The sequence below is a fragment of the Rhodococcus sp. IEGM 1302 genome (assembly GCF_030056935.1).
GTDB classification, from domain to species: domain Bacteria; phylum Actinomycetota; class Actinomycetes; order Mycobacteriales; family Mycobacteriaceae; genus Rhodococcus_F; species Rhodococcus_F qingshengii.
In genome coordinates this window covers 380,036-405,068 of sequence record NZ_JASHKY010000001.1, presented here as the reverse complement: position 1 = coordinate 405,068, position 25,033 = coordinate 380,036, and the positions used below count along the sequence as shown (strand labels likewise).

At 61.6% G+C, this 25,033-nt stretch carries 28 protein-coding genes; 16 read left to right on the top strand and 12 right to left on the bottom strand.

Features of this window, described 5'->3' with window-relative positions:
* Positions 1–10: 10 nt before the first annotated feature.
* The 3 genes from QM609_RS01900 to QM609_RS01890 all read left to right on the top strand — a co-directional run bounded on the left by QM609_RS01900 (position 11) and on the right by QM609_RS01890 (position 4,684).
* A complete protein-coding gene (locus tag QM609_RS01900) occupies positions 11–973 on the top strand; it encodes an asparaginase (RefSeq protein WP_050655021.1) in 963 nt (320 codons plus the stop codon).
* 175 nt (positions 974–1,148) lie between these two features.
* Complete coding sequence (locus tag QM609_RS01895) at positions 1,149–3,848, top strand: helix-turn-helix transcriptional regulator (RefSeq protein ID WP_283336951.1); 2,700 nt, start codon at positions 1,149–1,151, stop codon at positions 3,846–3,848.
* Between the two features lie 14 nt (positions 3,849–3,862).
* Positions 3,863–4,684, top strand: coding sequence for a hypothetical protein (locus QM609_RS01890; protein ID WP_050655019.1), 822 nt, complete (start codon positions 3,863–3,865; stop codon positions 4,682–4,684).
* Here QM609_RS01890 and QM609_RS01885 read toward each other — a convergent pair.
* From QM609_RS01885 to QM609_RS01875, 3 genes are read right to left on the bottom strand one after another with little or no spacing between them, the layout of a single operon-like run.
* Positions 4,676–6,376 carry a SulP family inorganic anion transporter gene (locus tag QM609_RS01885; protein WP_050655018.1) on the bottom strand — a complete coding sequence of 567 codons (1,701 nt, stop codon included), beginning with the start codon at positions 6,374–6,376 and terminating at the stop codon, positions 4,676–4,678. The two genes, QM609_RS01890 and QM609_RS01885, sit on opposite strands and share 9 nt — an antisense overlap.
* A complete protein-coding gene (locus QM609_RS01880; protein ID WP_283336948.1) occupies positions 6,373–7,086 on the bottom strand; it encodes a GAP family protein in 714 nt (237 codons plus the stop codon). The genes QM609_RS01885 and QM609_RS01880 overlap by 4 nt, the downstream gene beginning before the upstream one ends.
* 15 nt (positions 7,087–7,101) lie before the next feature.
* Complete coding sequence (locus QM609_RS01875; protein WP_007730384.1) at positions 7,102–7,761, bottom strand: GAP family protein; 660 nt, start codon at positions 7,759–7,761, stop codon at positions 7,102–7,104.
* 258 nt (positions 7,762–8,019) lie between these two features.
* Here QM609_RS01875 and QM609_RS01870 point away from each other — a divergent pair, with 258 nt between their 5' ends.
* Entirely contained in the window at positions 8,020–8,232 is a 213-nt protein-coding gene (locus tag QM609_RS01870) for a DUF8691 family protein (RefSeq protein WP_003943015.1), read from the top strand.
* A 95-nt stretch (positions 8,233–8,327) separates the two neighbouring features.
* Here the strand turns inward: QM609_RS01870 and QM609_RS01865 are convergent, their stop codons facing one another.
* On the bottom strand, positions 8,328–8,744 hold the full coding sequence (locus QM609_RS01865) for a DUF7144 family membrane protein (protein WP_003943077.1): 417 nt from the start codon (positions 8,742–8,744) through the stop codon (positions 8,328–8,330).
* Positions 8,745–8,889: 145 nt separating this feature from the next.
* On the opposite strand from QM609_RS01865, the gene QM609_RS01860 reads away from it, so the two are divergent.
* Entirely contained in the window at positions 8,890–9,363 is a 474-nt protein-coding gene (locus tag QM609_RS01860; protein WP_050655037.1) for an SRPBCC family protein, read from the top strand.
* A 54-nt stretch (positions 9,364–9,417) separates the two neighbouring features.
* Here the strand turns inward: QM609_RS01860 and QM609_RS01855 are convergent, their stop codons facing one another.
* Positions 9,418–10,089: a cation efflux transmembrane domain-containing protein gene (locus tag QM609_RS01855; protein WP_228232295.1), complete on the bottom strand. Its 672-nt coding sequence runs from the start codon at positions 10,087–10,089 to the stop codon at positions 9,418–9,420.
* Positions 10,089–10,433 carry an ArsR/SmtB family transcription factor gene (locus tag QM609_RS01850; protein ID WP_007730375.1) on the bottom strand — a complete coding sequence of 115 codons (345 nt, stop codon included), beginning with the start codon at positions 10,431–10,433 and terminating at the stop codon, positions 10,089–10,091. The genes QM609_RS01855 and QM609_RS01850 overlap by 1 nt, the downstream gene beginning before the upstream one ends.
* A gap of 124 nt (positions 10,434–10,557) precedes the next feature.
* On the opposite strand from QM609_RS01850, the gene QM609_RS01845 reads away from it, so the two are divergent.
* Positions 10,558–11,328: an acyl-[acyl-carrier-protein] thioesterase gene (locus tag QM609_RS01845; RefSeq protein ID WP_003943026.1), complete on the top strand. Its 771-nt coding sequence runs from the start codon at positions 10,558–10,560 to the stop codon at positions 11,326–11,328.
* Here the strand turns inward: QM609_RS01845 and QM609_RS01840 are convergent.
* Entirely contained in the window at positions 11,319–11,915 is a 597-nt protein-coding gene (locus tag QM609_RS01840; protein ID WP_030536161.1) for a CHAP domain-containing protein, read from the bottom strand. The two genes, QM609_RS01845 and QM609_RS01840, sit on opposite strands and share 10 nt — an antisense overlap.
* Before the next feature lie 131 nt (positions 11,916–12,046).
* On the opposite strand from QM609_RS01840, the gene QM609_RS01835 reads away from it, so the two are divergent.
* The 4 genes from QM609_RS01835 to QM609_RS01820 all read left to right on the top strand — a co-directional run bounded on the left by QM609_RS01835 (position 12,047) and on the right by QM609_RS01820 (position 15,247).
* Positions 12,047–12,562: a toxin-antitoxin system HicB family antitoxin gene (locus QM609_RS01835; protein ID WP_007730367.1), complete on the top strand. Its 516-nt coding sequence runs from the start codon at positions 12,047–12,049 to the stop codon at positions 12,560–12,562.
* A 65-nt stretch (positions 12,563–12,627) separates the two neighbouring features.
* Positions 12,628–13,503, top strand: a complete 876-nt coding sequence (locus tag QM609_RS01830) for a DUF4097 family beta strand repeat-containing protein (RefSeq protein WP_050655016.1) — start codon at positions 12,628–12,630, stop codon at positions 13,501–13,503.
* Between the two features lie 14 nt (positions 13,504–13,517).
* Complete coding sequence (locus QM609_RS01825; protein WP_007730361.1) at positions 13,518–14,459, top strand: daunorubicin resistance protein DrrA family ABC transporter ATP-binding protein; 942 nt, start codon at positions 13,518–13,520, stop codon at positions 14,457–14,459.
* Positions 14,456–15,247, top strand: coding sequence for an ABC transporter permease (locus QM609_RS01820; protein WP_050655015.1), 792 nt, complete (start codon positions 14,456–14,458; stop codon positions 15,245–15,247). Before QM609_RS01825 ends, QM609_RS01820 begins: the two co-directional genes overlap by 4 nt.
* Here the strand turns inward: QM609_RS01820 and QM609_RS01815 are convergent.
* Together QM609_RS01815 and QM609_RS01810 are read right to left on the bottom strand one after the other, a co-directional pair.
* On the bottom strand, positions 15,202–15,996 hold the full coding sequence (locus QM609_RS01815; protein WP_050655014.1) for a 2-phosphosulfolactate phosphatase: 795 nt from the start codon (positions 15,994–15,996) through the stop codon (positions 15,202–15,204). The genes QM609_RS01820 and QM609_RS01815 overlap by 46 nt on opposite strands.
* Before the next feature lie 12 nt (positions 15,997–16,008).
* Positions 16,009–16,836 (bottom strand): transglutaminase domain-containing protein, encoded by an 828-nt coding sequence (locus QM609_RS01810; protein ID WP_050655013.1) that lies wholly within the window; start codon positions 16,834–16,836, stop codon positions 16,009–16,011.
* A gap of 88 nt (positions 16,837–16,924) precedes the next feature.
* On the opposite strand from QM609_RS01810, the gene QM609_RS01805 reads away from it, so the two are divergent.
* A complete protein-coding gene (locus tag QM609_RS01805; protein ID WP_228232297.1) occupies positions 16,925–17,938 on the top strand; it encodes an ABC transporter substrate-binding protein in 1,014 nt (337 codons plus the stop codon).
* Here the strand turns inward: QM609_RS01805 and QM609_RS01800 are convergent.
* Positions 17,913–19,205 carry an MFS transporter gene (locus QM609_RS01800; RefSeq protein ID WP_050655011.1) on the bottom strand — a complete coding sequence of 431 codons (1,293 nt, stop codon included), beginning with the start codon at positions 19,203–19,205 and terminating at the stop codon, positions 17,913–17,915. The genes QM609_RS01805 and QM609_RS01800 overlap by 26 nt on opposite strands.
* 132 nt (positions 19,206–19,337) lie before the next feature.
* Between QM609_RS01800 and QM609_RS01795 the strand changes: the two genes are divergently transcribed.
* Positions 19,338–20,459 carry an endonuclease/exonuclease/phosphatase family protein gene (locus QM609_RS01795; protein ID WP_050655010.1) on the top strand — a complete coding sequence of 374 codons (1,122 nt, stop codon included), beginning with the start codon at positions 19,338–19,340 and terminating at the stop codon, positions 20,457–20,459.
* On the opposite strand, the gene QM609_RS01790 is transcribed toward QM609_RS01795, so the two are convergent.
* Positions 20,430–21,509: an alpha/beta fold hydrolase gene (locus QM609_RS01790; RefSeq protein WP_050655009.1), complete on the bottom strand. Its 1,080-nt coding sequence runs from the start codon at positions 21,507–21,509 to the stop codon at positions 20,430–20,432. The two genes, QM609_RS01795 and QM609_RS01790, sit on opposite strands and share 30 nt — an antisense overlap.
* 106 nt (positions 21,510–21,615) lie before the next feature.
* On the opposite strand from QM609_RS01790, the gene QM609_RS01785 reads away from it, so the two are divergent.
* Complete coding sequence (locus QM609_RS01785; protein WP_050655008.1) at positions 21,616–22,218, top strand: TetR/AcrR family transcriptional regulator; 603 nt, start codon at positions 21,616–21,618, stop codon at positions 22,216–22,218.
* On the opposite strand, the gene pip is transcribed toward QM609_RS01785, so the two are convergent.
* Positions 22,206–23,165, bottom strand: coding sequence for a prolyl aminopeptidase (gene pip / locus QM609_RS01780; protein WP_050655007.1), 960 nt, complete (start codon positions 23,163–23,165; stop codon positions 22,206–22,208). The two genes, QM609_RS01785 and pip, sit on opposite strands and share 13 nt — an antisense overlap.
* Positions 23,166–23,266: 101 nt before the next feature.
* Here pip and QM609_RS01775 point away from each other — a divergent pair, with 101 nt between their 5' ends.
* The 3 genes from QM609_RS01775 to QM609_RS01765 all read left to right on the top strand — a co-directional run bounded on the left by QM609_RS01775 (position 23,267) and on the right by QM609_RS01765 (position 25,025).
* On the top strand, positions 23,267–23,725 hold the full coding sequence (locus QM609_RS01775) for a hypothetical protein (RefSeq protein ID WP_003942982.1): 459 nt from the start codon (positions 23,267–23,269) through the stop codon (positions 23,723–23,725).
* 4 nt (positions 23,726–23,729) lie between these two features.
* The gene (locus QM609_RS01770) at positions 23,730–24,326 is read left to right on the top strand and encodes a hypothetical protein (RefSeq protein ID WP_007730333.1); all 597 of its coding nucleotides are present in this window, start codon (positions 23,730–23,732) and stop codon (positions 24,324–24,326) included.
* Positions 24,327–24,410: 84 nt separating this feature from the next.
* Positions 24,411–25,025 (top strand): TetR/AcrR family transcriptional regulator, encoded by a 615-nt coding sequence (locus QM609_RS01765; RefSeq protein ID WP_007730330.1) that lies wholly within the window; start codon positions 24,411–24,413, stop codon positions 25,023–25,025.
* The last annotated feature ends 8 nt before the right edge of the window (positions 25,026–25,033 follow it).

Below are 25,033 nucleotides of genomic sequence, written 5' to 3'. Positions count from 1 at the left end.
AAGGACCACAGTGTCGAAAGTCGCAGTTGTCACTACCGGTGGCACCATCGCCAGCACCCGGGATGCGCATGGAATCAGCCGGCCCGCAATCACCGGTGCAGATCTGGTCGGCAACGAGCAGACCGACATCGAGCTTCGAGTCGTCGACGTGATGTCGAAGGACAGCTCGAGCATGACCTTCGCGGACATGGATCGTGTTCGCGACGCCGTAGCCGATCAATTGAAAGATCCCGGACTCGACTCGGTGGTCGTGCTTCACGGCACCGACACGATGGAGGAAACTGCGTTCTTGTTGGACCTGCACCACGACGACCAACGCCCGGTGGTCTTCACCGGCGCGCAGCGCACTTTCGACCATCCCGAATCCGACGCTCGTTCGAATCTCGCCGCGGCGATCTCAGCCGGACTGGACATCTCGTCACACGGGCGTGGTGTCCTCATCGCCTTCGGCGGTTCGGTCCATCCAGCCGCAGGTACGCGAAAGTCCGATACGACGGCACTCGATGCCTTCCGCCGCGTGCACATCGATCCGCTCCTGCTGCGTACTCCCGAACCATTGCCGTGGCATCCGATTTCGGACACCCGCGTCGACATCATCGCCGTGTATCCCGGGGCAGACCGCGTACAGATCGACGCCTGCGTGCACGCCGGGGCGCAGGGACTTGTTCTCGACGGACTCGGTTCGGGAAATGCCAATCCGACGATAGTCGAGGCCGTACGAGACTGCGTAGACGCTCACATTCCGGTAGCCGTGACAACTCGGGTGCCCTCGGGGCCAATCTCCCCGGTTTACGGTGGCGGTGGTGGCGGGCACGACTTGATCGCCGCAGGCGCTGTATTTTCCACCGATCTTCGAGCCGGGCAGGCACGTGTACTTCTGGCAGCCTTGTTGTCAGATCCGGATCTCGTGGGCCTGGAAAAGGTATTCGACCGCTATTCGAGGTTTGCTCGCACCCCGCCGTTCGGGCGGTAGAACTGGCGACACCATTCATTGTTCGAAATTCACTCCGCTAAATCAGGGACTTTGGTCCGAATATTCGACTTGGACGCTTATTTGGTGTCCGAATTGGGTAGTTTCACATCATCTAACTCGTTCAAAATTTCGATCCAGCGGTCACGTCCAGTGCAGCCAGTCGAACAGGAGTCGGATGAGCAGCCCATTTCGTGATGCCGCTGCAGTAACGCTCGACGCGTCTCACCGCGTCGGGCAAGCGCACGTGCCAGGCGCCGCACTCAACGGTCGTTTTCACCCGCCAACTGCCGTGAAAGGACTGGTCGCGCGTCCGCGCCTGCACCGCAAACTCACCGCATCCACTGCCACCAAAGGCTCAGGCCCCGGGCCTGTCGGGTTGCTCTCGGCTCCGGCCGGTGCGGGGAAGACCCTACTTCTGGCCGATTGGGCTCGCGAATATTCCCGAGCCTCCCCTGATGTTGCGCTGGCCTGGCTGACGTTGGCCGAGCGCGACAACAACGTGTCGATACTGTGTGAATCCCTCGCCGAGGCGATCGCGACCTCCGTCGATGCGGCCGGCCAGAGGCTCCCCGTGCAGACCGGATCCAGGCCGCCCGTCGAGCAGTGGCTCGCGCACTTTGCGGAAACCCTCGAAACGCACGAGCGCCGAACAACGTTGATCCTCGACGACGTTCACACCCTCCACGATCCGATGTCGATCGGTCTCCTCGATCGGATACTCACACAGACCCCGGGCAACCTGTCGATTATCGTTGCCGCCCGCTACGAACCACCGCTCACGTGGCATCGTCTGGCTCTCGACGGCCGACTCACCCGCTTTGCATCCACCGATCTCGCTTTCGATCGCTCCGAGATCACCGCGATATTCGGCGAGTACGACATCACGCTGCGCGACGACGAACTCGCAATCGTCGAGAACTTCACCAAGGGGTGGGGCGCCGTCGTTCGCCTGACCGCCGCGTTTCTGGCCGGCCGCAGTGACATCGGCGATGCACTGGACGAGTTCACGCACACACCCCGCCCGATCGCCGACTTTCTCGTCGACGAGGTACTGACGTCCTTGCCCGAACATGTCGCCTCGTTCATGTTGCGAACATCGGTAGTCGATTCTTTCTCCGCCCAACTGGCGGAAACTCTGACGGACTCGAACACTCTATCCGAGATCGACTCGCTGATTCAGTTCAACTTCCCCGTGACCCGTACCGATTCCGCCGACCACACAACGTGGTTCAGCTATCACCCTCTCTTGCGCGAGCACCTTCGGGCAGAGTTCCGTCGCGTCGATCACGTCGAGAGAAACCGCGTACACCTGCGAGCAGCAAGCTGGTTCGAAAGCAATCACTTCGAACTCGAGGCGCTCGAACTCGAGGTGTCGATCGGAGACCCACACCGCATTCTCGCGTTTCTCGAACGCTGCGGGCTGGGCCTCGTACTCGACGGGCACTGCGGGGACGTCGTGCGAGTCCTGGAATCGGTGTCGACGCAGGTTTCGGAATCCCCGATCACCCGACTGGTGCTGGCGGCGGCCGCCCTCCACTCCGGTGACGTGACCTCGGCGACCACGTGCCTCGATCTTCTCGAGGCAACTCATCCACCGATTGCAGAAGATCCATTGTTCCTGGCGATGAGCCTGGAAATCTCCTGCGTTACGGCGACTTCCGACAACGAGCCGCTGGCGGCACGTCTGGAGCGGCGCCAGAAAAGCACCCACTCCGACATCGAAGCCTACGCACACATGGAATTGGCGACGGCACACTTACTGCGACGTGAGTTCGACAGGGCGACTGTCGAATACACTCAAGCCGTCGCACTCGGGACAATACGGGGCAGGGCGCGATTCGTCTTGAAGTCGCTGACCGGACTGGGCTACGTAGCTTCTCTCAGCGGAGACATCGGGGCGATGAGGGCTCACTCCGTCTACGCTCTCGACTACGCGGTCGAACATCGCATCACGACGACTGCGGAGTACGAGTTGTCCGCGTCGGTGGCCGCCTTTGCCACATATCTCTGCGCTTCGAGCGAACTCCCGTACCGCATCCCGACAATCGGAAACTACCGGAGCACAGACGTTCTCGGCGCCAGCGCGCCGGTGTTCGGGTGGCACTCCGTCGTAACCTTCGGCCTTCACAGTCTCGACGGCTCGACCGACCGACGCTCGACCGCCGCCGATGTCCGCGACGCGATGCTCAGCGCGATCGAATTACGTACCTTCGCGTTCGCGACCTTGGCTCTTCTACCACCCGTCGTCCACGCATGCCTTTCCGTCGGCGAGGTGGAATGGGCAGCGAGACTCGTGCGTGACGCAGCCGATCAATTCGGAGAAACGTCGGAGATACATCTCGCACGGGGTGCCGTCGCCTTCTCGTCCAACAAGTTCGCGGAAGCACTCGTCGAAGTTTCCGAAGCTCTCGGGTCCTCCGAAATCCCGTTGCTCGCACATCACGTCTACGCCTGGACACTCGAAGCCGGGATCCACGCTGCAACAGGTCACGAGCGCAAGTCGTTTCGCTCCCTCCACAAAGCGCTGCGCGCCGCGGAAGCCGGTAGCCTGCTACGCCCCTTCCTCGACTACGGCGCATCCCTGCGGCCGGTGTTCGACGAGTTCAGTGGACATTTCGGCGATCAGGAAGCATTTGCCGAACAGGTACGTAGCCGCATTCGCCCACAAGAATTGGTGAGTGCACCGATCCTCACGCCAGGCGAATACACCGTGCTCCGTGAACTGGCTTCCGGAGACACCACCGAGTCCATTGCCGACACGCTGTTCCTTTCCGTCAACACCATCAAGACGCATCTTCGCGGGATCTATCGCAAGTTGGAAGTGAGCAACCGACGCGACGCGCTCAAGGCTGCGCGACGCGGCGGACTCATCTGAGCAAGACTGCTTCCATGCCCCCGAAGCTGTATTCCGATACGCGCGATCGATTGACCGTGTGGGCGAGACGTACACCCAGTCGACGGTTGGCGACTGATGCAACCATCGGGGTCTTCGAAGTCGGGCTCGTGGACAGCGCCATGACTTTGGCGGCCCAGGCCTTTACGTCATTGCTCCCGGTCATGATTGCAGCGTCGACCTTGGAGAAGCTGAAGCCGTTGGCTGATGCCGCCAAAGACGACCTCGGCGTCCAACTCCCCGACACCGTATTGACCAGTACCTCTACCGCGGCAGCGTTCGGGATTGTCGGCTTGCTCATGCTGCTGATCAGTTCCACGTCCTACGCTCGCGCTCTCGGCCGGATGTACGGACGGATCTGGAGCGTGCCGACGGCGACACTCCGTCAGGCGTGGCGGTGGTTCGCGGTAGTGTGCGTCGTGGCCGCGTCGGTGGTCGGTGCGGCCCTGTGCCGTGAACTGAATGGTGTTCCGGGAGTAGGCAGAGTCCTGGAGTTCACAGCGGTCTACGTCGTGTGGGCACTCGTGTGGACAGCCGTGCCCATGCTGCTGACGGCCAATCGCATGACCACTCGAATGTGCGTCGGGTCAGGATTGCTCACCGCGACGGGCCTGACCGGACTGCACGTGGCCGGCACTCTTTTCCTCCCCCGAATGACAAAGACGTCGCAGGACGAGTTCGGTCTTCTGGGCGTGATGTTCACCGTCATCGGCTGGCTGTTCATCTTCTCGGCCATCGTGGTTGTCGCGTCGACGATCGTCGGATCAGTGGCCAAAGATTCCGGTCCCCTGGGAATCTGGCTACGGACATCACGCTGAGGTGTTGTCTCGACCTGCAAGCGCTTTCGAGACGGTCGGATAGACGTCGACCTTCAGCGCGCCCTGGTCGGCACCGGACAGAACGTCGCGGAACTGCCCGATGTCGCGTGCCACTCGGAAGCTCACATTTCTGCGTGCCAACGAATCTCGAAGCTGAGCCAACATCTGCGCAGCGCTGACGTCGATGAACGGTGACGTCTCGGCGTCGAGAACGACCATGGTGGTGCCGGCGGTCACCAGACCGGTGATCTGATCACGCACGTGATCGGCATTGGCGAAGAACATCCCCGCTTCGACCCTGACCACTACGACGCCGTCGAGTGTCTTCAGATCAGGATGCCCACTGATGTCGACCCAGCGCGTGCCGTCCTTGGCCAGAGCGGCCACGTGCGGTTTGGAGACCCGATACAGGAGCAGCAACATCGAGACGGCGATTCCGATGATCAGACCGGGCAACGTGTCGAAGAGGAGAACCCCGAACATCGCCGCGATCGCCGCCGCGAAATCGGCCCGGGCAGCGTGCCCGTAGATACTGCCCAACCTCTTCGTCCACACCCGGTACAGCGCTGCGAGGGAGGAGAAATCGACCAGTTCGATCACTGCTGCGATGACCACAGCCGAGAGCGTCGCCTCTGGCAACTTCTCGAACAGGCCGGTGAGAAACAGCAGTGTCACCAGCGTCAGCGCCGCGACCACCAGTCCGCTGACCTGAGATTTGGCGCCCGCTCCTCCGTTGACGGCGGTCTTCGACAGGCTGCCGTTGACCACCATTCCCGAGCAGAGACCCGATCCGAGATTGGCCGCACCCAGTCCTGCCAGTTCACGATTGGCGTCGATGGTGTAGCCGGCTTTGGCCGCGTATGTCTTTGCAGCGCCAAGACCTTCGGCGAAACCGATGAGCAGAACGCCGACCGCCGGTCCGACCAGGTCGAGGTAGTCCTCAGCTCCCACACCACTCGGCAGACCCATCGACGGCAGGCCCGAGTCGATGTGTCCGACAATGTCGATGCCACGATCGTCGAGGCCGAACAACGCTACTGCGGTAATGCCCAGCAGCACGACGAGGAGCGAACCCGGTACGAGCGGAAGCCATCGCTTGACGCCCAGGACCATTGCCAGGCTGAGCAATCCGATGATCACGGTCGGTAGGTCGACCTCACCCAGTTCCTTCACCACTGTCCACGTCTGGACGAAGAAGTTTCCCTCCCCCTTGTCCACGCCCAGGAGTTTGGGTACTTGACCGATGATGATCGTGAGCGCCAGACCGACGATGAATCCCTTGAGAACCGGCTCGGAGATGAAGGACGCGATGAATCCGAGGCGCATGAATCCTGCGAGCAGTCCGACGAGCCCGGTCACGATCGCCAATGCCGCCGACAGCGCGATGAATCGGCCGTCGTTTCCTGAAGCCAATGGCGCAATCATCGCCGCGGACAACGCTGCGGTCGCCGACATCGGCCCGACGATCAGATGGCGCGAACTGCCGGCTGCTGCATACAGAATCAATGACGGAACCGCAGCATAAAGCCCGACCACCGGCGGAACTCCGGCGATGGTGGCGTACGCGAGCGCTTCCGGAACAAGGACAGCCCACACCGTAAGGCCCGCAATGATGTCGGGGCGAAGCCAAGCGCGTTGATAGTCGGACAACGATCCGAAGACCCACCAGGTCCGCGTGTGCGGAGCACTCATAGTCCTTGCACCCCTTTACTGATCTGCATCGCCGCGATCAGGACGAGGAGCCCGACGTTCAGCAAGTGCATGTTGGTGGCTATCCAGGTGCGGATCTTCAGCAGCGGTTCGGTTGCCTCGTCCTTCTTGATCAGCAGGAGGGCAACAGGTACCGCGACCGAGGTCACGGACACCAACGAGAAGATCACGGCCGAGACGATCTGCGACGTCGGTGCCACGGTGCTGAGACGAAGGTTCATCGCTGCTGCGATGGCACACGACATGTCGATGGGGTTGAGAACGAACAGCGCGAAACCGAGCACACCGGATCGCATTGGTTGGAAGTGCTCAACCGATTGCAGCATCTTCGGCAGCTGAGGGGCCGCAGCCACAACGTCGCCAGGGGCAACTGCAGCCGCCATCGCCTGAACCCCGCGACGACTGCGTGAGTAGACGAACCAGGCACCCGCCAGCAGAGTTGCCCCGAGAACGAGATGGATGATGGGCACCCACAGCGGAGGGTGTGTGCGCTGATGAACCTGGAGTGCGGTCAAGATGACGTACGAACCGGCCAGCGCGACAACTATTCCGAGATACCACCCGATCAGGTACGCAATGCTGTTGATACGCGCTCGTTCGGAAAACAGTACGGCCACAACGGCGACAACCGCCAGCGGGCTCATGATGATCCCGAGCGCCAGCGGGATCTGTTGCAGTAGCAGCGATCCCATAACTACCTCCAGTTGTCAGAGACCGCCGATGCCCTTGCCGATGAGAACAACACCGATAACCAGGATCAACACACTCATCACCGTGGCGTTGTTTTCCTGCAACCACACCTTCAGCTTGGCCAGCGGACCACGCAGTCGCTCCGCGGCAACGAGGTAGCCGATCACGGGCACGCACACTGTGCAGGCCGCGATGATCGTGAAAACCAGAATGGCGACAACAACTTCTCCGGAGCCCAATGACGCGGATCCGATCGAGATTCCGGCCGCGATACACATCATCAGATTCTTCGGATTGATCGCAGCCAGAGCGAAGCCCAAGCCGAGGCCTTTGACAGCGGTCATGTCATCGATGGCGTGCATCCACTTCGGGGTTTCGTGCTCGCCTCCGCGTCCGCGCCATTGCTTGACTCCGAACGCAAGAAGCAATACACCCAACGCCAGCTTGATCCACGACACTGTCGCTGACGGATCACCTTCGGAGTCACCGAGCTTGCTGGACAGAAGCACGAAGATCACGGTGGCGACGACGATTCCCAGTATCCAGCCCAGCGCGAACCCGACGCTCGTGCTGCCGGCACGCTTGGACAACAACATCAAGATTGCCGCGATGATCGGGATCGGCGATACCGCAACGCCGACCGCGAGGGGTAACAGATCCCCGATGACAGATCCCATGCCGACCTCTTCTCTCTCCCGGTCGACACTAGGGGTGGCGACTCTACGGAGCCTCACACAAAAGGGATGAACGGATCCGCGACGACATTCACCCGTAGGGGATGACGCCCCGAGCGCGTACGGGAGTAAGACTGGATCCCACGGATGCGGAGTCCTGGATCGGGCAGCGACGCCGATTGCACTTGACGACATGCGATTTCGAGGCTCGGAGCGCTGCCTTCTCGAACCTCATGGCCCTACGAAATGGAGCGGATACTGATGAATGCTCCCACTCGGTATCAATTCCTCATCGACGGCGAAGTGTCGGACCGCGTCAAGGCCGCATTTCCTGAACTCAGTGTCGCCAGTGCCGCCGGCGGGTTCACCAGTTTGTACGGACCCGTCGCGGACCACACGGCTATGCGGAGCATCATGGCCCGTCTCGATTCCCTCGGCCTGACCGTCGCCGAAATGCGTCGACTCCCAGACTGATCCGAGCCACACCCTGTCGAAATGTCCCACGCACGAGCGATGGTCCCGACCGAGTCGACTCGGTCGGGACCAACTGCTCTCGGGTTGTTCGGTGCCTAGACTCTGTCCCTGTCCCAGGTCGCGACCGCCCAGATCACAACGACATCGAGCGCGATGACCAGGATCGACCACAGTGGGTAATACGGCATCCACAAGAAGTTGGCGATGATCGAGAGCGACGCAATGACGATTGCCGCCGCCCTGGCCCACACTGCACCGGTGAAGAGGCCGAGGGCCACCACGATCCCGATGATGCCCAAGATGATGTGGATCCAACCCCACGTCGTGATGTCGAACTTGTACGTGTAGTTGATACCCACGACAAACAGATTGTTGTCGGCAACGGCCGCGATGCCCTGAAGCAGAGCGACAATGCCTGCGGTGAGCAGCAGAATTGCTGCTGCAAACGTCGTACCTACCGCGAAACCCTGCCGGACAGGGTGATTCGCGGGTTCCCGCGGTGGAGCAGTCATCAGCGTTCCTTTCGACAGAATGCACTTCCCTTACTCAGTCTCGAGGGGCTGGAAGGCGAAAACATCACCCGTCGCGGATGAACCGCAGGTCACCGACCCGTACCCGCTTGCCGGGATCGCAAACCAATGTTGGCAGACTGGCACTGTGCAACACACCGTAGTCGTGATCACCGATATCTATGCTCCACCGGCGGTGATCTTCGATCTCGAACTCGACATGGACGAACACTCGGCCTCGCTCCGCGCAACAGATGAGGTGGCAGTCACGAGTACGGGTAGATCGACGCTGGGAGAGGGCGACGAGGTGTCGTTCACTGCTCGGCATCTCGGGTGGAGATTCTCGATGACAAGCCGGATCACGCAGTACAACCGTCCGTACTCGTTCACAGACGAGCAGGTCCGCGGCCCGTTTGCCGCAATGCGGCACGAGCACGTCTTCGACGTTCAGCCGGGTGGGTGGACGCGGATGCATGACCGCTTCACGGTTACGGCCCCCTTCGGGGCGCTCGGACACCTGGCGCTGAGGTTGGCTGTCGGCCCGTATCTGCGGCGCCTTCTCGAGCAACGCGCCGCGCACATCAAGGGCCGCGCAGAAGTCGGCACGCCTTTCATCGAGTGAACACCCGCTCTGACGCACCGCAGCGAGTGCTCACTCGACAAAACCTGTGTTCACTCAGCAGCAGTCGCACTCGTCACCGCTCTCGGGCACAGCCACAACCGGGCAGCACGGATCGCCCTTCCACGCGTTGATGCCTTCTTTCACCGCGATGACGGCGATGACCAGTGCAGCAATCGGATCTGCCCACGACCAGCCGAGTACCGAATTGAGCAGCAAACCGACCAGCAAGACCGCAGAAAGGTAGGTACAGAGGAGCGTCTGCTTCGAATCCGCGACCGCCGACAGCGAACCCAACTCCCGACCGGCTCGGCGTTGCGCATAGGACAGAGCCGGCATGATCGCCAAACTCACTGCAGCCAAGAGTATTCCGACGCTCGTGTGCCGAGCTTCCCCCAGACCGAACAGCGACCGAATCGCGTCGAACGAGACATACGCAGCGAGCCCGAAGAACGAGAATGCGATCACTCGCAGTGCCGCCTTCTCACGGCTCGTCGGATCCGGCGCCGAGAACTGCCAGGCAACAGCTGCCGCCGAGGACACTTCGATCACCGAATCGAGGCCGAAACCGAACAGTGCTGCGGACGACACTCGTGTGCCCTCCGCCAGCGCGATGATCGCTTCGACGACGTTGTAGCTGATCGTGATCGCCACGAAGATGCGAATTCTTCTCGACAAGAGCGCACGCCGGTCAGTCGAGAGCCCGACACCGTCAACGGGCGCAACCATCAGCAGCACCCCTCTGATTCGCTGTCCGGGCAGTACGACGGATCCACCGCGAGTACGACCCCGAGCAGGTCGTCGAGGGCCCGACCGATATGTACATCGGCGAGTTCGTATCTGGTCCGGCGCCCTTCCGGGACGGCCACCACCAAGCCACAACCGCGCAGGCACGCCAGATGGTTGGACAGCTTCTGCCTGGTCACAGCCAGCGTTTCAGCGAGGTCGGACGGATACCGCGGTGCGGTCTTCAGTTCGAGCAGTATCCGTGTCCGAGTCTCGTCGGACAGTGCATGCCCGAACCTCGCAAGCACCGCCACGTTGGTCACCACATCTACGCCCTCGATATCCATACGTGCGACAGTACATCGAAAACTGGATTCAGAAAACGATGAACTCCGATGGTTCAAGATCCCACCATCGGGTAACGCAAGCGTGAAGCCACCCAACCAAGCGAACACCGGGAGCCCACATCCGATGAACCGTACAAAAGTCGACGACCACGTAGCGATGGCCGAACTACCGACAACCGGAAGCATCTTCCAGGCCTCGTGGCCGGTGCGTACGGGTGACATCCACACCGACAAACAACTGCGCCTCGACGCGATCGCGCGCTACCTCCAAGACGCGGGCTTCGACAATCTCGTCGACCGCGGCGCCATGGATACACACCCGCTGTGGATGGTACGAAGAACGGTGATCGATGTACTCGAACCGGTCGTCTGGCCGGATCGAGTTCACCTGCAGCGCTGGTGTTCAGGCCTGTCGAACAAGTGGTGTTCGATGCGAGTTCGCATCAGATCCGATGGCGGCGGGTTGATCGAAACCGAGGCGTTCTGGATCAACATCGACCCGAAGACGGGAATGCCGGCATCCATCAGTGAGAAGTTCACCGCTGCCCTGGCATCGACGGCCGTGGACCAGCATCTTCACTGGCGTCGGTGGATCGACCCGACCCCGGACACGACGCCGTCAGCGGATACGCCGTTCCCGTTGCGCTCGAGCGATTTCGACCCCTTCGATCACGTGAACAACGCAATCTACTGGCAGCCCGTGGAAGATGCGCTGCCCGACAGATTACGAAGCGGGCCCTTTCGCGCGATCCTCGAGTACACCCAGCCCATCAAGAGAGGTGAGCAGGTGAGCGTGCGAACCGGCACGAACACGCTGCACATCGACGCAGGCGACGAGGCACGTGCGTCGGCGCGGTGGTTCGCCTTGTCTCCGAAGAGCAACGATCAGGGGTGAAGTTTTCCGAATCCCACGACGGCAGAGTCGGATTGCCAGTCCAGGTCATGAACCCGCACCTTGCCGAACTCGTTGCCGCCAACCGTGATCGCAGAGTTGCCGTCCACTGCCACAACGATGTTGGTGTGCTGACCGACCCATCTCGAACTGTCGTAGATCACCACATCACCCACATTCGGGGTGTACCCGCTGCCGTTCTCGGCGTACGCGCCGATCCCTTGGTAATACTCCTGCAAGGTGTACACCCCCGGGATGCGCCAACTTCCGGAGTTCGGGTTGGACAACGGTCGACCCGCTTCCCTCATGATCCAGCTGACAAAGTCGGCGCACCACTCTTCGTCGATGCCGTCGGAATAGAAGGTGCCCGGACGGTCCTGCTCATGCTCGGATTGCAGTAGCTCGAGCACCCGACCTTGATCAGACGTGAGCGCACTCGCGTCCACCGCCGGGAACTCAGCCGTGTCCCAGGGCAGGTACCGCGATGGTGCGATCGCGACGACCACCACCCCAACCACGATCACGACGCCGAGCACCCCGGCAATCCAGAGCACGATGCGGCGTCGGCGGTTCGATTCGGCAGGACTCACCCTTACGAGTGTGCCAGCCTGCCGCGGACCGAATCGCCAACCACCCCGATGACCTGGCAATTCTCACCAAATTCACACGAATGTGCCACCAAACTATTGCGATGGCACCAAAGTGGTGCCATAGTGATGCCATGGACTTGACACCGTACGTAGACAACCTTCGCCACGAACTCGCGGTGGCGGCCGAAGCAGGCGGAGAAGACGCAAAGGCACTCGCCGATCGTTTGACCGCACCGCTGGAATCAGCAGTGCGACTCACCCTTCTCGACGCATTGTCTGCGGCAGCCGCCGAGATCACGCGTGACCTCGCCCCGGGTTCGGTGGACCTGCGCCTGCGGGGACGCGAACCCGAATTCGTGGTGGCACCAGCCATCAGTGAACCGGTTCCAGCCCCCGTCGAAGAGGACCCGACTCCGGCACCGCGCCCCGTCACGGAGTCCGACGACGCCTCGATGACTCGAATCAACTTGCGGCTGGGGCAAGACCTCAAAGACCGGATCGAGGCGGCGGCCCGGGAAGCCGGGATCTCCGTCAACGCGTGGCTGGTTCGCTCGGCTGCAACGGCTCTGGAAGGCGGCGCGAACAGAAGCACTCCGAGACAGCGCACGTCCCAAGGTTCCGAAAGCTTCAGCGGCTGGGTGCACTGACACCGGCTTCATCTTTCGCACCACCCTCTTTCATCAACCGAGACAACCTCATCGGGAGTATCACCATGCCTACATTCAGCACACCTGACCCCATCACCTTGAACTTCGACGTGGCAGTCGCACACATCCGGATCACGGCGAGCAGCCGCAACGACACTGTCGTGGAAGTGTTGCCCAGCAACTCGTCTCGCGAGGTCGACGTTCGAGTCGCCGAACAAACGCGCGTCGAATTCGCAGGTGGCCGGCTGCAGATCAAGACTCCGAAACAGCGCGGCCTCGGCATCTTCGGGAAGACAGGATCTGTGGACATCTCCGTTCAGCTTCCCTCCGGCTCGGAACTCGAAGGCACTGCTGCAGTTGCCAGCCTCCGTAGCGAAGGCACTCTCGGACGAACACGGGTGAAGGTTTCCGCGGGCGATTGCACACTGGAAACCACCGGGCCGCTCAACGTCAGCACCGGGGCCGGCGCGATCATCGTCGAGCACGTGGCCGGTGACATCGACACGAGCACCGGGTCCGGAAGCATCCGCATCGGCCGCGTCGACGGCAACGCGGAGGTCAAGAACTCCAACGGCGACATCAACATCGGCACGATCACCGGCGCACTGAAGGCGAAGACCGCCAACGGCAGTGTCGCCGTCGAGCACGCCGAATCCGACGCGAGCGCCGCAACCGCCAACGGCGACATCCGTTTCGAGACCATCGAGAGTGGAGTCGTATCCGCCAAGACGGCCGCCGGGCGAATCCATATCGGCGTTCGATCCGGAACCGCCGCACGATTCGACGCTCATACGTCCTTCGGCCGCGTCGACAACCAGATGAATGCCACGCACGGTCCGGCTTCCACTGAACGCCGGGTAGACGTCCGGGCACACACCAGCTACGGCGACATCGTCATTCGACGTTCGGAGCCTCGAGAAGAATCCAACAAGAAGATCTAGCGAAAGGAACGCTGATGTCCCGTAAACCAGCCATCACCGCGACGGGCCTGAAGAAGGCCTACGACGACAAGACGGTACTGGACGGAATCGACATCTCCGTCGACCGCGGAACCGTCTTTGCGCTCCTCGGCCCCAACGGCGCCGGCAAGACCACCATCGTGGAAATTCTCTCGACCCTCGTTCCGGCAGACGGCGGCAACATCCGCATCGCCGGGTACAACCCTTCCGACGATCCCGACGCGGTGCGTTCGCGCATCGGCGTCACCGGGCAGTTCTCAGCGGTCGACGACTATCTGTCCGGTGAGGAAAACCTTCTCCTCATGGCCGACCTGCACCATCTCGGCAAGGACGAACGTCGAACGCGCACTGAAGAACTCCTGAAGAAGTTCGATCTGATCGACTCCGCGGACAAGCTGGCGTCGACCTACTCGGGCGGCATGCGTCGACGGCTCGACCTGGCAATGACGTTGATCGGGCGGCCGGAGATCATCTTCCTGGACGAACCCACCACCGGTCTCGACCCCCGGAGTCGACGCACCATGTGGCAGATCATCCGGGAGTTGGTCGAGGGCGGTGTCACCATCTTCCTCACGACCCAGTACCTCGAGGAAGCTGATCAACTGGCCGACCACATCGCCGTCCTCGATCAGGGACGGATCGTCGCCCAAGGTACGGCAGCGGAACTCAAACGGCACATCCCCGGCGGCCACATTCGTCTTCACTTCTTCGACCGAGATCAGCTCGATTCTGCTGCAGCTGTTTTCGACGAATCATCACGTGACGATGCCGCCTATGTCCTCCAGGTCCCCAGCGACGGGGGTGTCCGCTCGCTGCGCTCTCTTCTCGACCAACTCGACGCTCACTCGATCGACGTCAAGGAACTCTCCGTGCACACACCCGACCTGGACGACGTGTTCCTGACTCTGACCGCCACCGAAAGGACCGACGCGCGATGACCACCATGACGCTTGCCTATCAAGACTCGAAAACCATGCTGCGTCGCAGTATTCGACACATCCTTCGATATCCGTCGATGACGGTGATGCTCGTCGGAATGCCAGTCGTTTTCCTACTGCTGTTCGTCTACGTGCTCGGCGGAACGCTCGGGAACGGCCTCGGCCCCGGCGGTGGCGGTCGAGCCGAGTACGTCAATTACGTTGCACCGGCGATCATTCTGATGACCGTGGCATCAGCGGCACAAGGTACTGCCATCTCCGTCGCAACCGATATGACCGCCGGGATCATTGCACGATTCCGAACGATGGCGATCACGCGCACGTCCGTCCTGACCGGTCACGTTCTCGGCAGCCTCCTTCAGACGATCGTGAGCCTCGTTGTCGTCATCGCCGTAGCGATAGCCGTCGGCTTCCGGCCCACTGCAGGCTTCGTGGAGTGGGCCGCGACGTTTGCACTCCTCGTCCTGGTCTCCATCGCCATGATGTGGTTGTCGGTCGCCTTCGGCCTCGTCAGCAAGAGTGTCGAGACGGCCAGCAACCTTCCAATGGTGTTGATCCTCTTGCCGTTCCTGGGAAGCGGCTTTGTCCCCACCGACTCGATGCCGACCGTGTTGCGATGGTTTGCCGAGTATCAGCCGTTCACTCCGATCATCGAGACTCTTCGAGGACTTCTTCTCGGCGAAGCTATCGGGAACAACGCGATACTCGCGATCGGATGGTGCGTCGCAATCACCTTCCTCTCCTACCTCTGGGCGCGGAGTTTGTTCAACCGACGCCCGGTGCGCTGACCTCGAAACACACGATCTTCGAGAACAGGTACGGTGTCGCTGTCGTCGAGTTCCGAGGCGATGGCGACGTCGTGTGGAAACCCCATGACGATCAACTCGCGCCCTGAGGCGCAGTCCCGTAACCGTTCCTCGTACGAATCCGACACCGCCGTCCAGGCAGTCGCCGCCATCTGCGCCTCGGGCGATGGGGACCCTTCCCAACCAGTCGCGGTCAACGCCGTGACAACCGCACCGGCGCCCCACAGATCCTCCACCGCCGGACGCAACTCTCCACCGGGCCACTTTTCACCGGACGCGACTATCGCAACCCTCGATCTCGAACCATGTTCGTGCACAATCCAATCCGCGACGGCGGAAGCGTTCCTCAACGAAGCGCCGACACACACCGCAACCTGAGACGCCAACGCAAACGCGATAGTCGACCCGTTCGGCGACGGCAGCACCAGCCGACTCGACACCTCGGCTTCGCGAATCGTCTTGGGAGACAGACTGATCTGACCCTCCGCGGCTACGCTCCGCCTCACCGCCAGGACCGCATCGGCATCACGCGCGTAATCGACCGCGCGCTCGTCGTTCCAGGAAAAGGGAAGTACGTCGATTCCCGCGTCGGCGGCAACGCTCAGCGTCGTCGTGAACGAGAGAACGTCTACCACCACTGCCACGTCGACGCCGGCAGCAATCGCTTCGGCGCCGCGCAACCCCCAGTCGAATCGAAGTCCGTAATCGAGTTGGCGATGCTCCGGATTCATCGCACCAGCATCTCAGAAACGAATCAGCTTGTCCGGCACGCGCAAGTCATCGTGCTCGTACAGTGCTCGCACGGCAACGGGATCGTCGGCGGCGCACACCGCGGCGACATCGTCCAACAGTAGGTCGTAGTCGGCGCCTGTCTTTCCGTCGTAGGCGTCCGTCATACGACCCCACTCGTCCCACGGCAGAGTTTCGACCTTGTTCATCGCGGCGAGATCCTTCACAGCGTTGCCTCGGATCTCGGCCGGCCCCCAGTTCTCGGTGCCGTACACCCCGAACTGGGACGCGTCGATCTCCCCGCGTCGATATGCCAGCCACGCCTCACCACCACTGAGGAATTCTCCCGGCTGCAGATCATGGGCGTGAGGAAGGACGTTCTGTCCGAGGATCTCGGAATCGATGCGGATCCACCGCTTGCCCGCGTCGTCCCAGTACTCGGTGATCCAGTGGTCCACGCCCTGTCCCGGTTGAAAGTAGGTGGCGAAACCACAACGGACCCGGGCGGCAAAACCGCGGTAGCGCAGAAACGCACAACTCAAAACTGCAAAGTGCCGACAGGTTCCGACGAGCCGCTTGTCGGGTTCACGGGCGGAGGTCACCGGTGCCGGATCGAGCGCAAGCAGGCGTTGGAGCAGAACGCTTGCCGGCCGGATCTGGTTTTCGTCGAATCGGTCGGCAGGCAGATTCAGCGACTGAGCATCGGTGGGTTGGACCACCAGGTACGGCACTACCCGGCATATTTTCACGGGGTCGGTGGAGAGCGACTCGAGGGCGAGCATGTCCACCCCGTCGATGCGGGTGAACGGTCCTGCTGATGTGTAGTCGAGAACCGCCGTCATGGGCGGAGGTTAACAAACACTGCCGACACAGCAACTCCACTATGGTTAGGGTCCCATAACCATGAAACCCGAGGTTGCCGTGAACCCTATGTTGAGCCGCCGTGCCATGCTGTCCGTCACTTTCGCAACAGCAGCCGGTTTCGCCCTTGCTGCCTGTGGCGACAGCGCGAAGGACGAATCCACTCCCGGCACCGAAGGTGCTCACGCCGAGGCCAACGCCTTCCCGGTGACGATCGACCACAAGTTCGGCTCCACCACCATCGAGCAGGCACCCAGCCGCATCGCAGCGGTCGGTATCGGCGACGCGGACGTTTTGCTTTCCCTCGGGCTGACGCCCGTCCTGGTCCCGGTGTGGAAGGGATCGACCGACGACGGAATCGGCGTCTGGGCCGACTCTGCAGTCCAGGGCACCGAGCCGACGCCATTGGCCAACGCCACCACCGATTTCGACATCGAAACGATCGTGGCTGCAGCGCCTGACTTGATCATCGCCGTCAACAACGCGATCGACGAGGATCTGTACAAGCAGCTCAGCGCCATCGCGCCGACGGTGCTGCACGCCGCCGATCAGACGGATTGGGTTCTGCCCTGGCAGGAAGTCACGACCCGTATCGGCACCGCTGTGGGCGTTCCCGCGCAGGCAAAGCAGGAGGTTCAGGAAGTCGAAGACCTCATCGTTCGCACCCGCGCGGAGAACCCCCAGTTCGAAGGCAAGACAGCAGCTCTCGTCATTCGCTGGAGCGATGGAAATCTTCGAGCGTTCAGCCCCGAGGCTGCGCGCGCTCAGCTGCTCACGCAACTGGGATTCACGGCTCCTGCCGCACTGAAGGATCGGTTCGCGGGCAAGCTGAACTACGAGATCTCCGCCGAGAACTACGACCTCCTCGAGTGCGACTACCTGCTCTTCGACAACTACGAGAAGGCTCGCGCCGAGATGGAGTCGCAGCCGGCGTTCACCAATCTGAACGTGGTCGAGACCGGAGGCCTGATCAGCTTGGACCCCATCGTCAGTGACGCGGTGTCCATGCCGAACCCGCTCACCATTCCGTTTGTGCTGGAAGATTTCGTCGCAAAGATCAATCAGACGATCGCGGGTCGATAACTTTCGTTCGGCCTGACCACACCCACAACACCACAGCCGACACGGCCACGCAGAGCGCAACGATCACCCATGGTGACGCCGGCGCTGCGTGGCCGTTGTCGACGAGGTCGTACACGAATCCGACTCCCACGGTTCCCAGGAGCGCGAGCAGACCGCCGATCGTGTTGAGCATGCCGAAGTGCGCTCCGAGGTTGCTTTCACGACCGAGGATCGCGATGGTGTCTCGCATCGGCGGCACCATCAACATCTGTCCCAGGTGCAGCAGCCCGATCCACACCGCCAGACCGACTATCTGCGTCGACGCCGAAGCTGCGGAGTCGACGCCGGTGACCAGCGGAACCAGGAACGACACCGAAATGAGCACAAGCCCGAAGGTGATCGCGCGCCGATGCCCGATGCGGTGGGCAACCGCGACCGTCGGTCCCTGCCCGACGATCACCAACACCGCCGCGCCCACGTAGAACCATCCCAGCGCCGACTGCGAACCGATTCCGCGCTCGAGCTGTTCCGGAAGCATCAGGTACAGCTGGCTGTACGCAACCAGCTGAAAACTGCAGAGCGTCGCGAAGAGCAGAAAGTTGTTGTTGGTCAGGACACTTCGCCAGACGTCGCGCAGCGTATAGGTCGACACCGGGCCGTCGTGGGCATCGCCCGGTCGGGGGAACCAGATGAAGAACCCGACCCACATGATCGCAAAGAGCAACGCGGCGCTCGACGCCGTCCACGAGAACGGAAACATCAACAGAGCAGCTCCCAGCGCCGGACCGATCACGGTTCCCAGGCGGCTGCACATCTGTTCCACTGCAAACAAATCGGTACGACGCATAACTCCGGCGGACTCGAGTTCGCGTCCGTACTCCGCGTTGGCCGACTCCACTGCGGGCGCGAAGAGCGCGGCAGCAAAGCCGACCAGGAGCACGCCGACGATCACGGCGCTCATGCTTTCTGCCAGACCGAGCATCAGAAAACCGACTACACGAACGGCTATGCCCAGCAGGATGATCGGACGCTTGCCGAACCTGTCGGCGAGGCTTCCACCGATGAAGAACATGCCCTGCTGACTGAACATCCGCAATCCGAGGACGAGGCCGACAATCCAGGCCGCAAATCCGAGGTCCTCCGAAAGGTGCACCGCCAGAAAGGGGACAACCAGATAGAACCCGATGTTGAACAGCACCATCGAGAGGAGGAGCAGCTTCACCACCGGCGGCAGGACACGAACCTTCGCGAAGGTCTTGTTACCGGGGAAACGCTCACTGAGTACCACGATCAGAAGACTATTGCCCGCACGGCGTTCTGAGGAAATCTGCCATTTTACAATTGGTTAACTGTCCGTTTAGGTAGCGATGGTAATCATCTTCCGGGGGTTCGAGCACACGACAACGAGAGCCGGGATTTGATGAATGGATTGACGCGCCGCCAGATGGTCAAGGCGATGGCGGTAGCCGCGGGCACAGTCACCGCGAGCGCATTTACATTGGGTGCCAATACCTCCGTCGCGGGGGCGAGCCCCGCGCAGGAGATCAAAGCGCTCTCCCTCAACACCTGGCACGGCGGAACCAAGATCAACGGTGGCCTGCAGCTGATCGCCGACATGATCATCTCGACACAGGCGTCGATAGTTCTCCTGTCGGAAGCCGGCACTGCGACAACTGCATTGGCGGACATGCTGACCAAATCAGGAACCACCTTCTACGGAGCAGCGTCCTCCGACGTGGGGATTCTCTCCAAGTTTCCGATCGAGGAAACAGCCGACCTGAACTCGATGATCAAGGCAGTCGTGACGGTCGACGGCAAACAAATCGCCGCCTACTCGGCACATCTGGCCTACACGTCCTACGCGACGTATCTACCGCGCGGATACGGCGCGGGTGTTCCCAAGCCCGGAGAGTTCTCCGAGTTCGGCTGGAACAAGATGCCGTCCGGTCCGGTCACGGACCCCGAGACGGTTCAGCGCGTGAACATCAATTCGGGACGACCCAAGGCAATTTCGACGTTCGTCGACGATGCGGCAAAAGAACGGGCCAAGGGCAGATCCGTCATCCTCGGTGGCGATTTCAACGAACCGTCGGCCCTGGATTGGACCGACGGCACGCGAAATCTGTTCGACCACAACGGTGTAGTCGTTCCTTGGGAATCCACCCGCCTGCTCGACCAAGCCGGATTCGTCGACGCTTACCGCAGTAAGTACCCGAACCCGGCCACACACCCGGGCTTCACCTGGCCGTCCGACAATCCCGACGTCGACACCTCACAGCTCACCTGGGCACCCGAGGCAGACGAACGCGATCGGATCGACTACATCTTCGCCGATCGCGCTTCGGACCTGAAGCTGGGATCCGTCGGGATCATCGGCCCGCGAAAGACGATCGTGCACAACCAAAGAGTGGAAGAGAACTCCCAGGACAACTTCATCGCTTCGCCGACGCCGTGGCCGACCGATCACAAAGCCGTTCTTGCGACGTATCGTTTTGCCAGCTTCGGCGGCGGATCATCGACCGGTTCGTGGAGCGGTTCCTGACAGGGCATCTCGTAGCCAGTCGATCATCATCGGCGTCAACTCGGGCAGCTTGGTCACTGCGCAGTGCCCCGCATCCGGGATGACGTGTACCTGCGTGTTCGGGCGCTCCTCGAAGAGAGTGGTGTCCGAGAGCGGGATGTGAACGTCGTCGGCCCCGTTGACCACAAGCATCGGGGTCCGGCCGTCGTCGGCGGTCATCAAGACACTGCGATCGAAAGCACGCAGACCCTGTACCAGCGCCTCTTTGGTTGCCGGTGCATCGAAACCCAGTGCGTTTCCGACGATGTCACCCATGCCGTAGACCAGGCGCTCCGCGTTCGCGGTCTCGAACGCGCCCTTGACCGGGGCGCCGATGTTGATCACCGCATCGACGGCGCCGGTCAACCCCGACCGCACGGCGAAGTTGCCACCGAAGGAGACTCCCAGGTGTGCCACCTGGCCATTGCCGAGGGCGCGAGCCGTCGCCACCAGTCCGTCGATCACCTCGTCACCGAAAGCGTCGAGAGGAACCGGTGATTCACCAGTTCCCGGCTGGTCGAAGGCAACAACAGTCACTCCGGCGTTCTTCGCGAACGCACTGACCAACGGATGCATGTCCATCTTCCAGCCGTCGACGCCGCCGCTGAGCAACAGGACGGGTGCATCCTCGTACCTCCCGTCCACGGAGAGAATGTGCACCGGTAGCTCGATCTCGCCGGATCGGTAGGGCAGGGACAGGATTCGACGCTCGAACTCGAGCCCGAATCCCGGTGCTGCCTTGACGTATTCGTCCACCTGATTCTGCAGGGCCCGGCGCCGCGAATCGTTGGCCAGGACGGGGAACTTGGCGATTCCGTAGATCATCGCCGCGAGTGAATGATTGCCGGCCGCGGAGTACTTTGCTGCCAACGCCGACCACTCGTACGACCAACCACCCGGCGCGTCGGCCCAGGTCGAGTGGATGGACGCGCGCAGTTCCTCGAGATCCGAGACGGGGAGCCCGAAGCTCAGAAACTGTCCTGTGCGCTCTTCGAAGAGGCCTCGGTGATCGACAGGAAATTCGTATGACATGGGAAAACACCCCTCAATTCATCTCTAATGCAACGATCAGTTGCATTAGCTCAGTGAACCACGTGCCTCCAGCTAACACAACACCTTGTTGCGATAAGGTTGACTCATGACTTCGACACCACAACGGCCCGGAGGGCGTAGTGCCAGGGTGCGCGAGGCCGTCCTGGCAGCCACGGCGGCCGAATTGTCCGAACGCGGATTCGCCGCGATGACCATCGAGGACATAGCCACCCGCTCCGGAGTCCACAAGACCACGATCTACCGGCGATGGAGCACGCTGTCCCAACTGGTGGCCGACGCGGCCGTCGAGGTATCGGCAACCACCGTTCCCATCCCGGATACCGGTTCCATCGAATCCGATCTGCGCGAGATGGCCAGATCGATAGTCGCACTGGTGACCAGCGAGTCAGGCGGCGCGTTGGTGGCTGCACTGTTCTCCGATGCGGTCCGCACGCCCGAGGTCGCGAGACTCAAGCGCGAGTTCTATTCCGCACGTTACGAACTGGCAGACATCGTCGTTCGCCGAGCAGTCGAGCGCGGGGAGATCTCCGAGAAGGTCTCGGCCGCTGATCTTCTGGCGGCCGTCGCCGCACCCATCTACTATCGCCTGCTGGTCGCCGATCTACCGGTCGACCAGTCGGTTGCCGATCGTGCTGCTGCCGGCGCGCTCGCTGCGGCCCGCGCCGGGGCACTCGATCAGGCCGAATGAGCCAGTGAATTCAGCGCTTCCACGATTGCCTCGTTGAATCCGCTGCCGCCATGCCCGGCGCCGTCGAGTACCACCAACTCACTACCCCGCCAACGCCGGTGGATCGCCCAGGCAGTGTCGAGTGGCCCGGAAATGTCATACCGTCCGTGCACGAGAATCGCGGGAATCTCAGCGAGACGGTCCATTCCGTCCAATATCTGATTCGGCGCCAGGAAGCAGTCGTTACCCCAGTAATGCGTAACCAGCCTGGTCATCACCCGGCGGAAGTCCGGATTCTGGTATCGAACACTCGGAGTCCACCCCGGCATCAGCGACACGTGCACGTCTTCCCAACGGCACCACTGCAACGCGGCATTCTCGCGCACAACAGGATCCGGATCGGCAAGCAGTCGCGCGTACGCCGCGGGGAGGTTTCCGTCACGCTCGTCCACCGGCAACGGCGCCACGAACTCCTCCCATTCACGCGGAAATACCCGGCCCATGGCACGGGTGATCCACTCGATTTCGACCCTCGTCCCGCCGGTGATCGCGCCCAGGGCCATCGCTTGCACCCGCGCGGGAAACGCCTGCGCGTACACCAGACCCAAACTCACGCCCCAGGAAAGTCCCGTGACGATCCATCGCTCGATACCGAGATGCTCACGAAGACGCTCGATGTCTTCCACAATGTGCGCCGTGGTGTTCACGGTCAGATCGACGTCCGGACTGCTCGCTAGCGGAAGACTGCGCCCACAGCCTCGCTGATCGAACAGAACTGCGCGAAAGACTTCGGGATCGAAGAAACGCCTGGCGCCGACAGTGCATCCCGAACCAGGACCGCCGTGTAGGTAGAGAACCGGAATGCCCGCCGGATTGCCGACTGTCTCCCAGTAGAGACTCTGACCGTCCGCCACTTCCAACAGCCCCGACTCGTACGGCTCGACGGGCGGGTACAGGACAGCAGTCATAGGCGGTGATTCTTCCATCAAGCTGCCTACTCGAGTAGGCAGCACGCGGCCGAGCAATGGCCTAGCGTGGACAGGACACCACTGCGACGGGAGTACACCAGATGCGTGATGGGTTCAGGTTGCCGGGATACGGCGGCGCCGCAGTCTTCCTTCGCAGTCATGCGGTTCCCGCCACTGTCTTCGAATCCGACGTACCCACACTCGTTTTCGACGTCGGGCTGCTCAGCCCCGACCGCTTCAATCAGTATCTCAGCCGACATACGGACGACGGATTCGTCGAACGGCTGGCGGCGTTCTTCTTTCACGCGGCCGCAGACTTCCATCCCGAGAAATCGCTTCCGGCGTTCACCGACGAACGACTCGGGCTGATGATCTCGGTCTGTTCCAGCACCGATCGAGAGGTGGAACTCGACTTCTCACTCGCCGAAGATCCCGAATCGGAGGACACCGAACGCGACGAGATGACCTTCGAGACAAGCCGAGTCGTCCTCGCGACCTCGGCGCAGACGGTTTCTCGACTGACCGGTGGAGTAACCACCCACTTCGACGGGGAGTTGTAGAGACATGGGTTTTCTCTTCGAGGTTCTCGATTTTCCCGAAGGCAGTCGGATGACCGATCTGTGGAACAACACATGGGCTGAGCCGGCAATGGGCGAGGAAATTGCCTCCGGCCACTTCATTCATCTGGGCGACGATCAACACGTCGACGTGGAGACCGATTTTCTCAGTAGCCACCTACCGTTCAACGTGGCAGGCTTCGGTGGAGTCTTTCCCGACGGCAAACCTTGGATGTTCGTCATGCAGAAGGCGCCGGCGGACCTCGCGACCAGGCTTCGCGGCGAGGACGATCCGCACTCACTTCTGCGCGGATCACTCGACCGCGCCATGTCTTTCAACCCTGATGCACTGGTGGCCGAGGAATTGTCCTGGAGGCACGCCGATCTGGTGAAGGTGTACGAGGAAGAGGGAATCCCTGCGGTATCCGTCGCGGGTTGGTCGGTTGCGGATCTCCTGCGTGGCCTCTTGGCGCAGTGTTGCAACGTCGAACTTGCCGCCGTCGTCGCCGGATACCCAGAGTGCGCCTATCCCGAATCGGCGCATGCGTGCGAAGCGGACGTGTTCTCAGACGTGTTCGCCGGTTGGGTCAGCGGACTGCGGTGATGTGACGGAGGAGACTCCACCCTCCCGATATTTCGGAGTAGACTCATTTATGAGCGTGATCCGAAATGGAACGAGGTGAGCGGGATGACGAAGCCGGACCAAGAGCTGGGCCGTCGCGAACGCAACAAACTCGAGAAGCAGACACGCATCTTCGACGCCGCTGCCGAACTGTTCGCGGAAAAGGGCTACAGCGCAGTCACAACTCAAGAAATTGCCGACCGCGCCGATGTAGCCGGCGGCACTCTCTTTCGTTACGCCGCAAGCAAAGCCGAGTTGCTGCTCATGGTGTACAACGCGGAATACCGCAAGCAGATCGAATTGGGAGAAGAGTGTGAAGCCAAGTCGACCGGCACAGAAGATCGTGTGCTCGAGCTGGTTTCACCCCTGCTGATCGCAAGTCGCCGAAGCGACGAGAACACCGGCATCTACCAACGCGAGGTGTTGTTCGGTGAGCCCAGCGAGTGTTTCCGGGCCGAAGGCCTGGAACTCTCGCAGCGCCTGCAAACGCGGATTGCGCAAATCTTGCACGAGGCACACCCCCACCACACCACCCGAACCACCACTGCAGCGCGAACGATTTCCAACGTGCTGCACTTCGAAATAGCCCGCGCGGCATTGGACCGGATCACGGCTGACGAACTCACGAACATCGTTGCCGCACAGGTCCGATTGACGCTTGCCGGACTACCCACCGAATAGGATTGAGG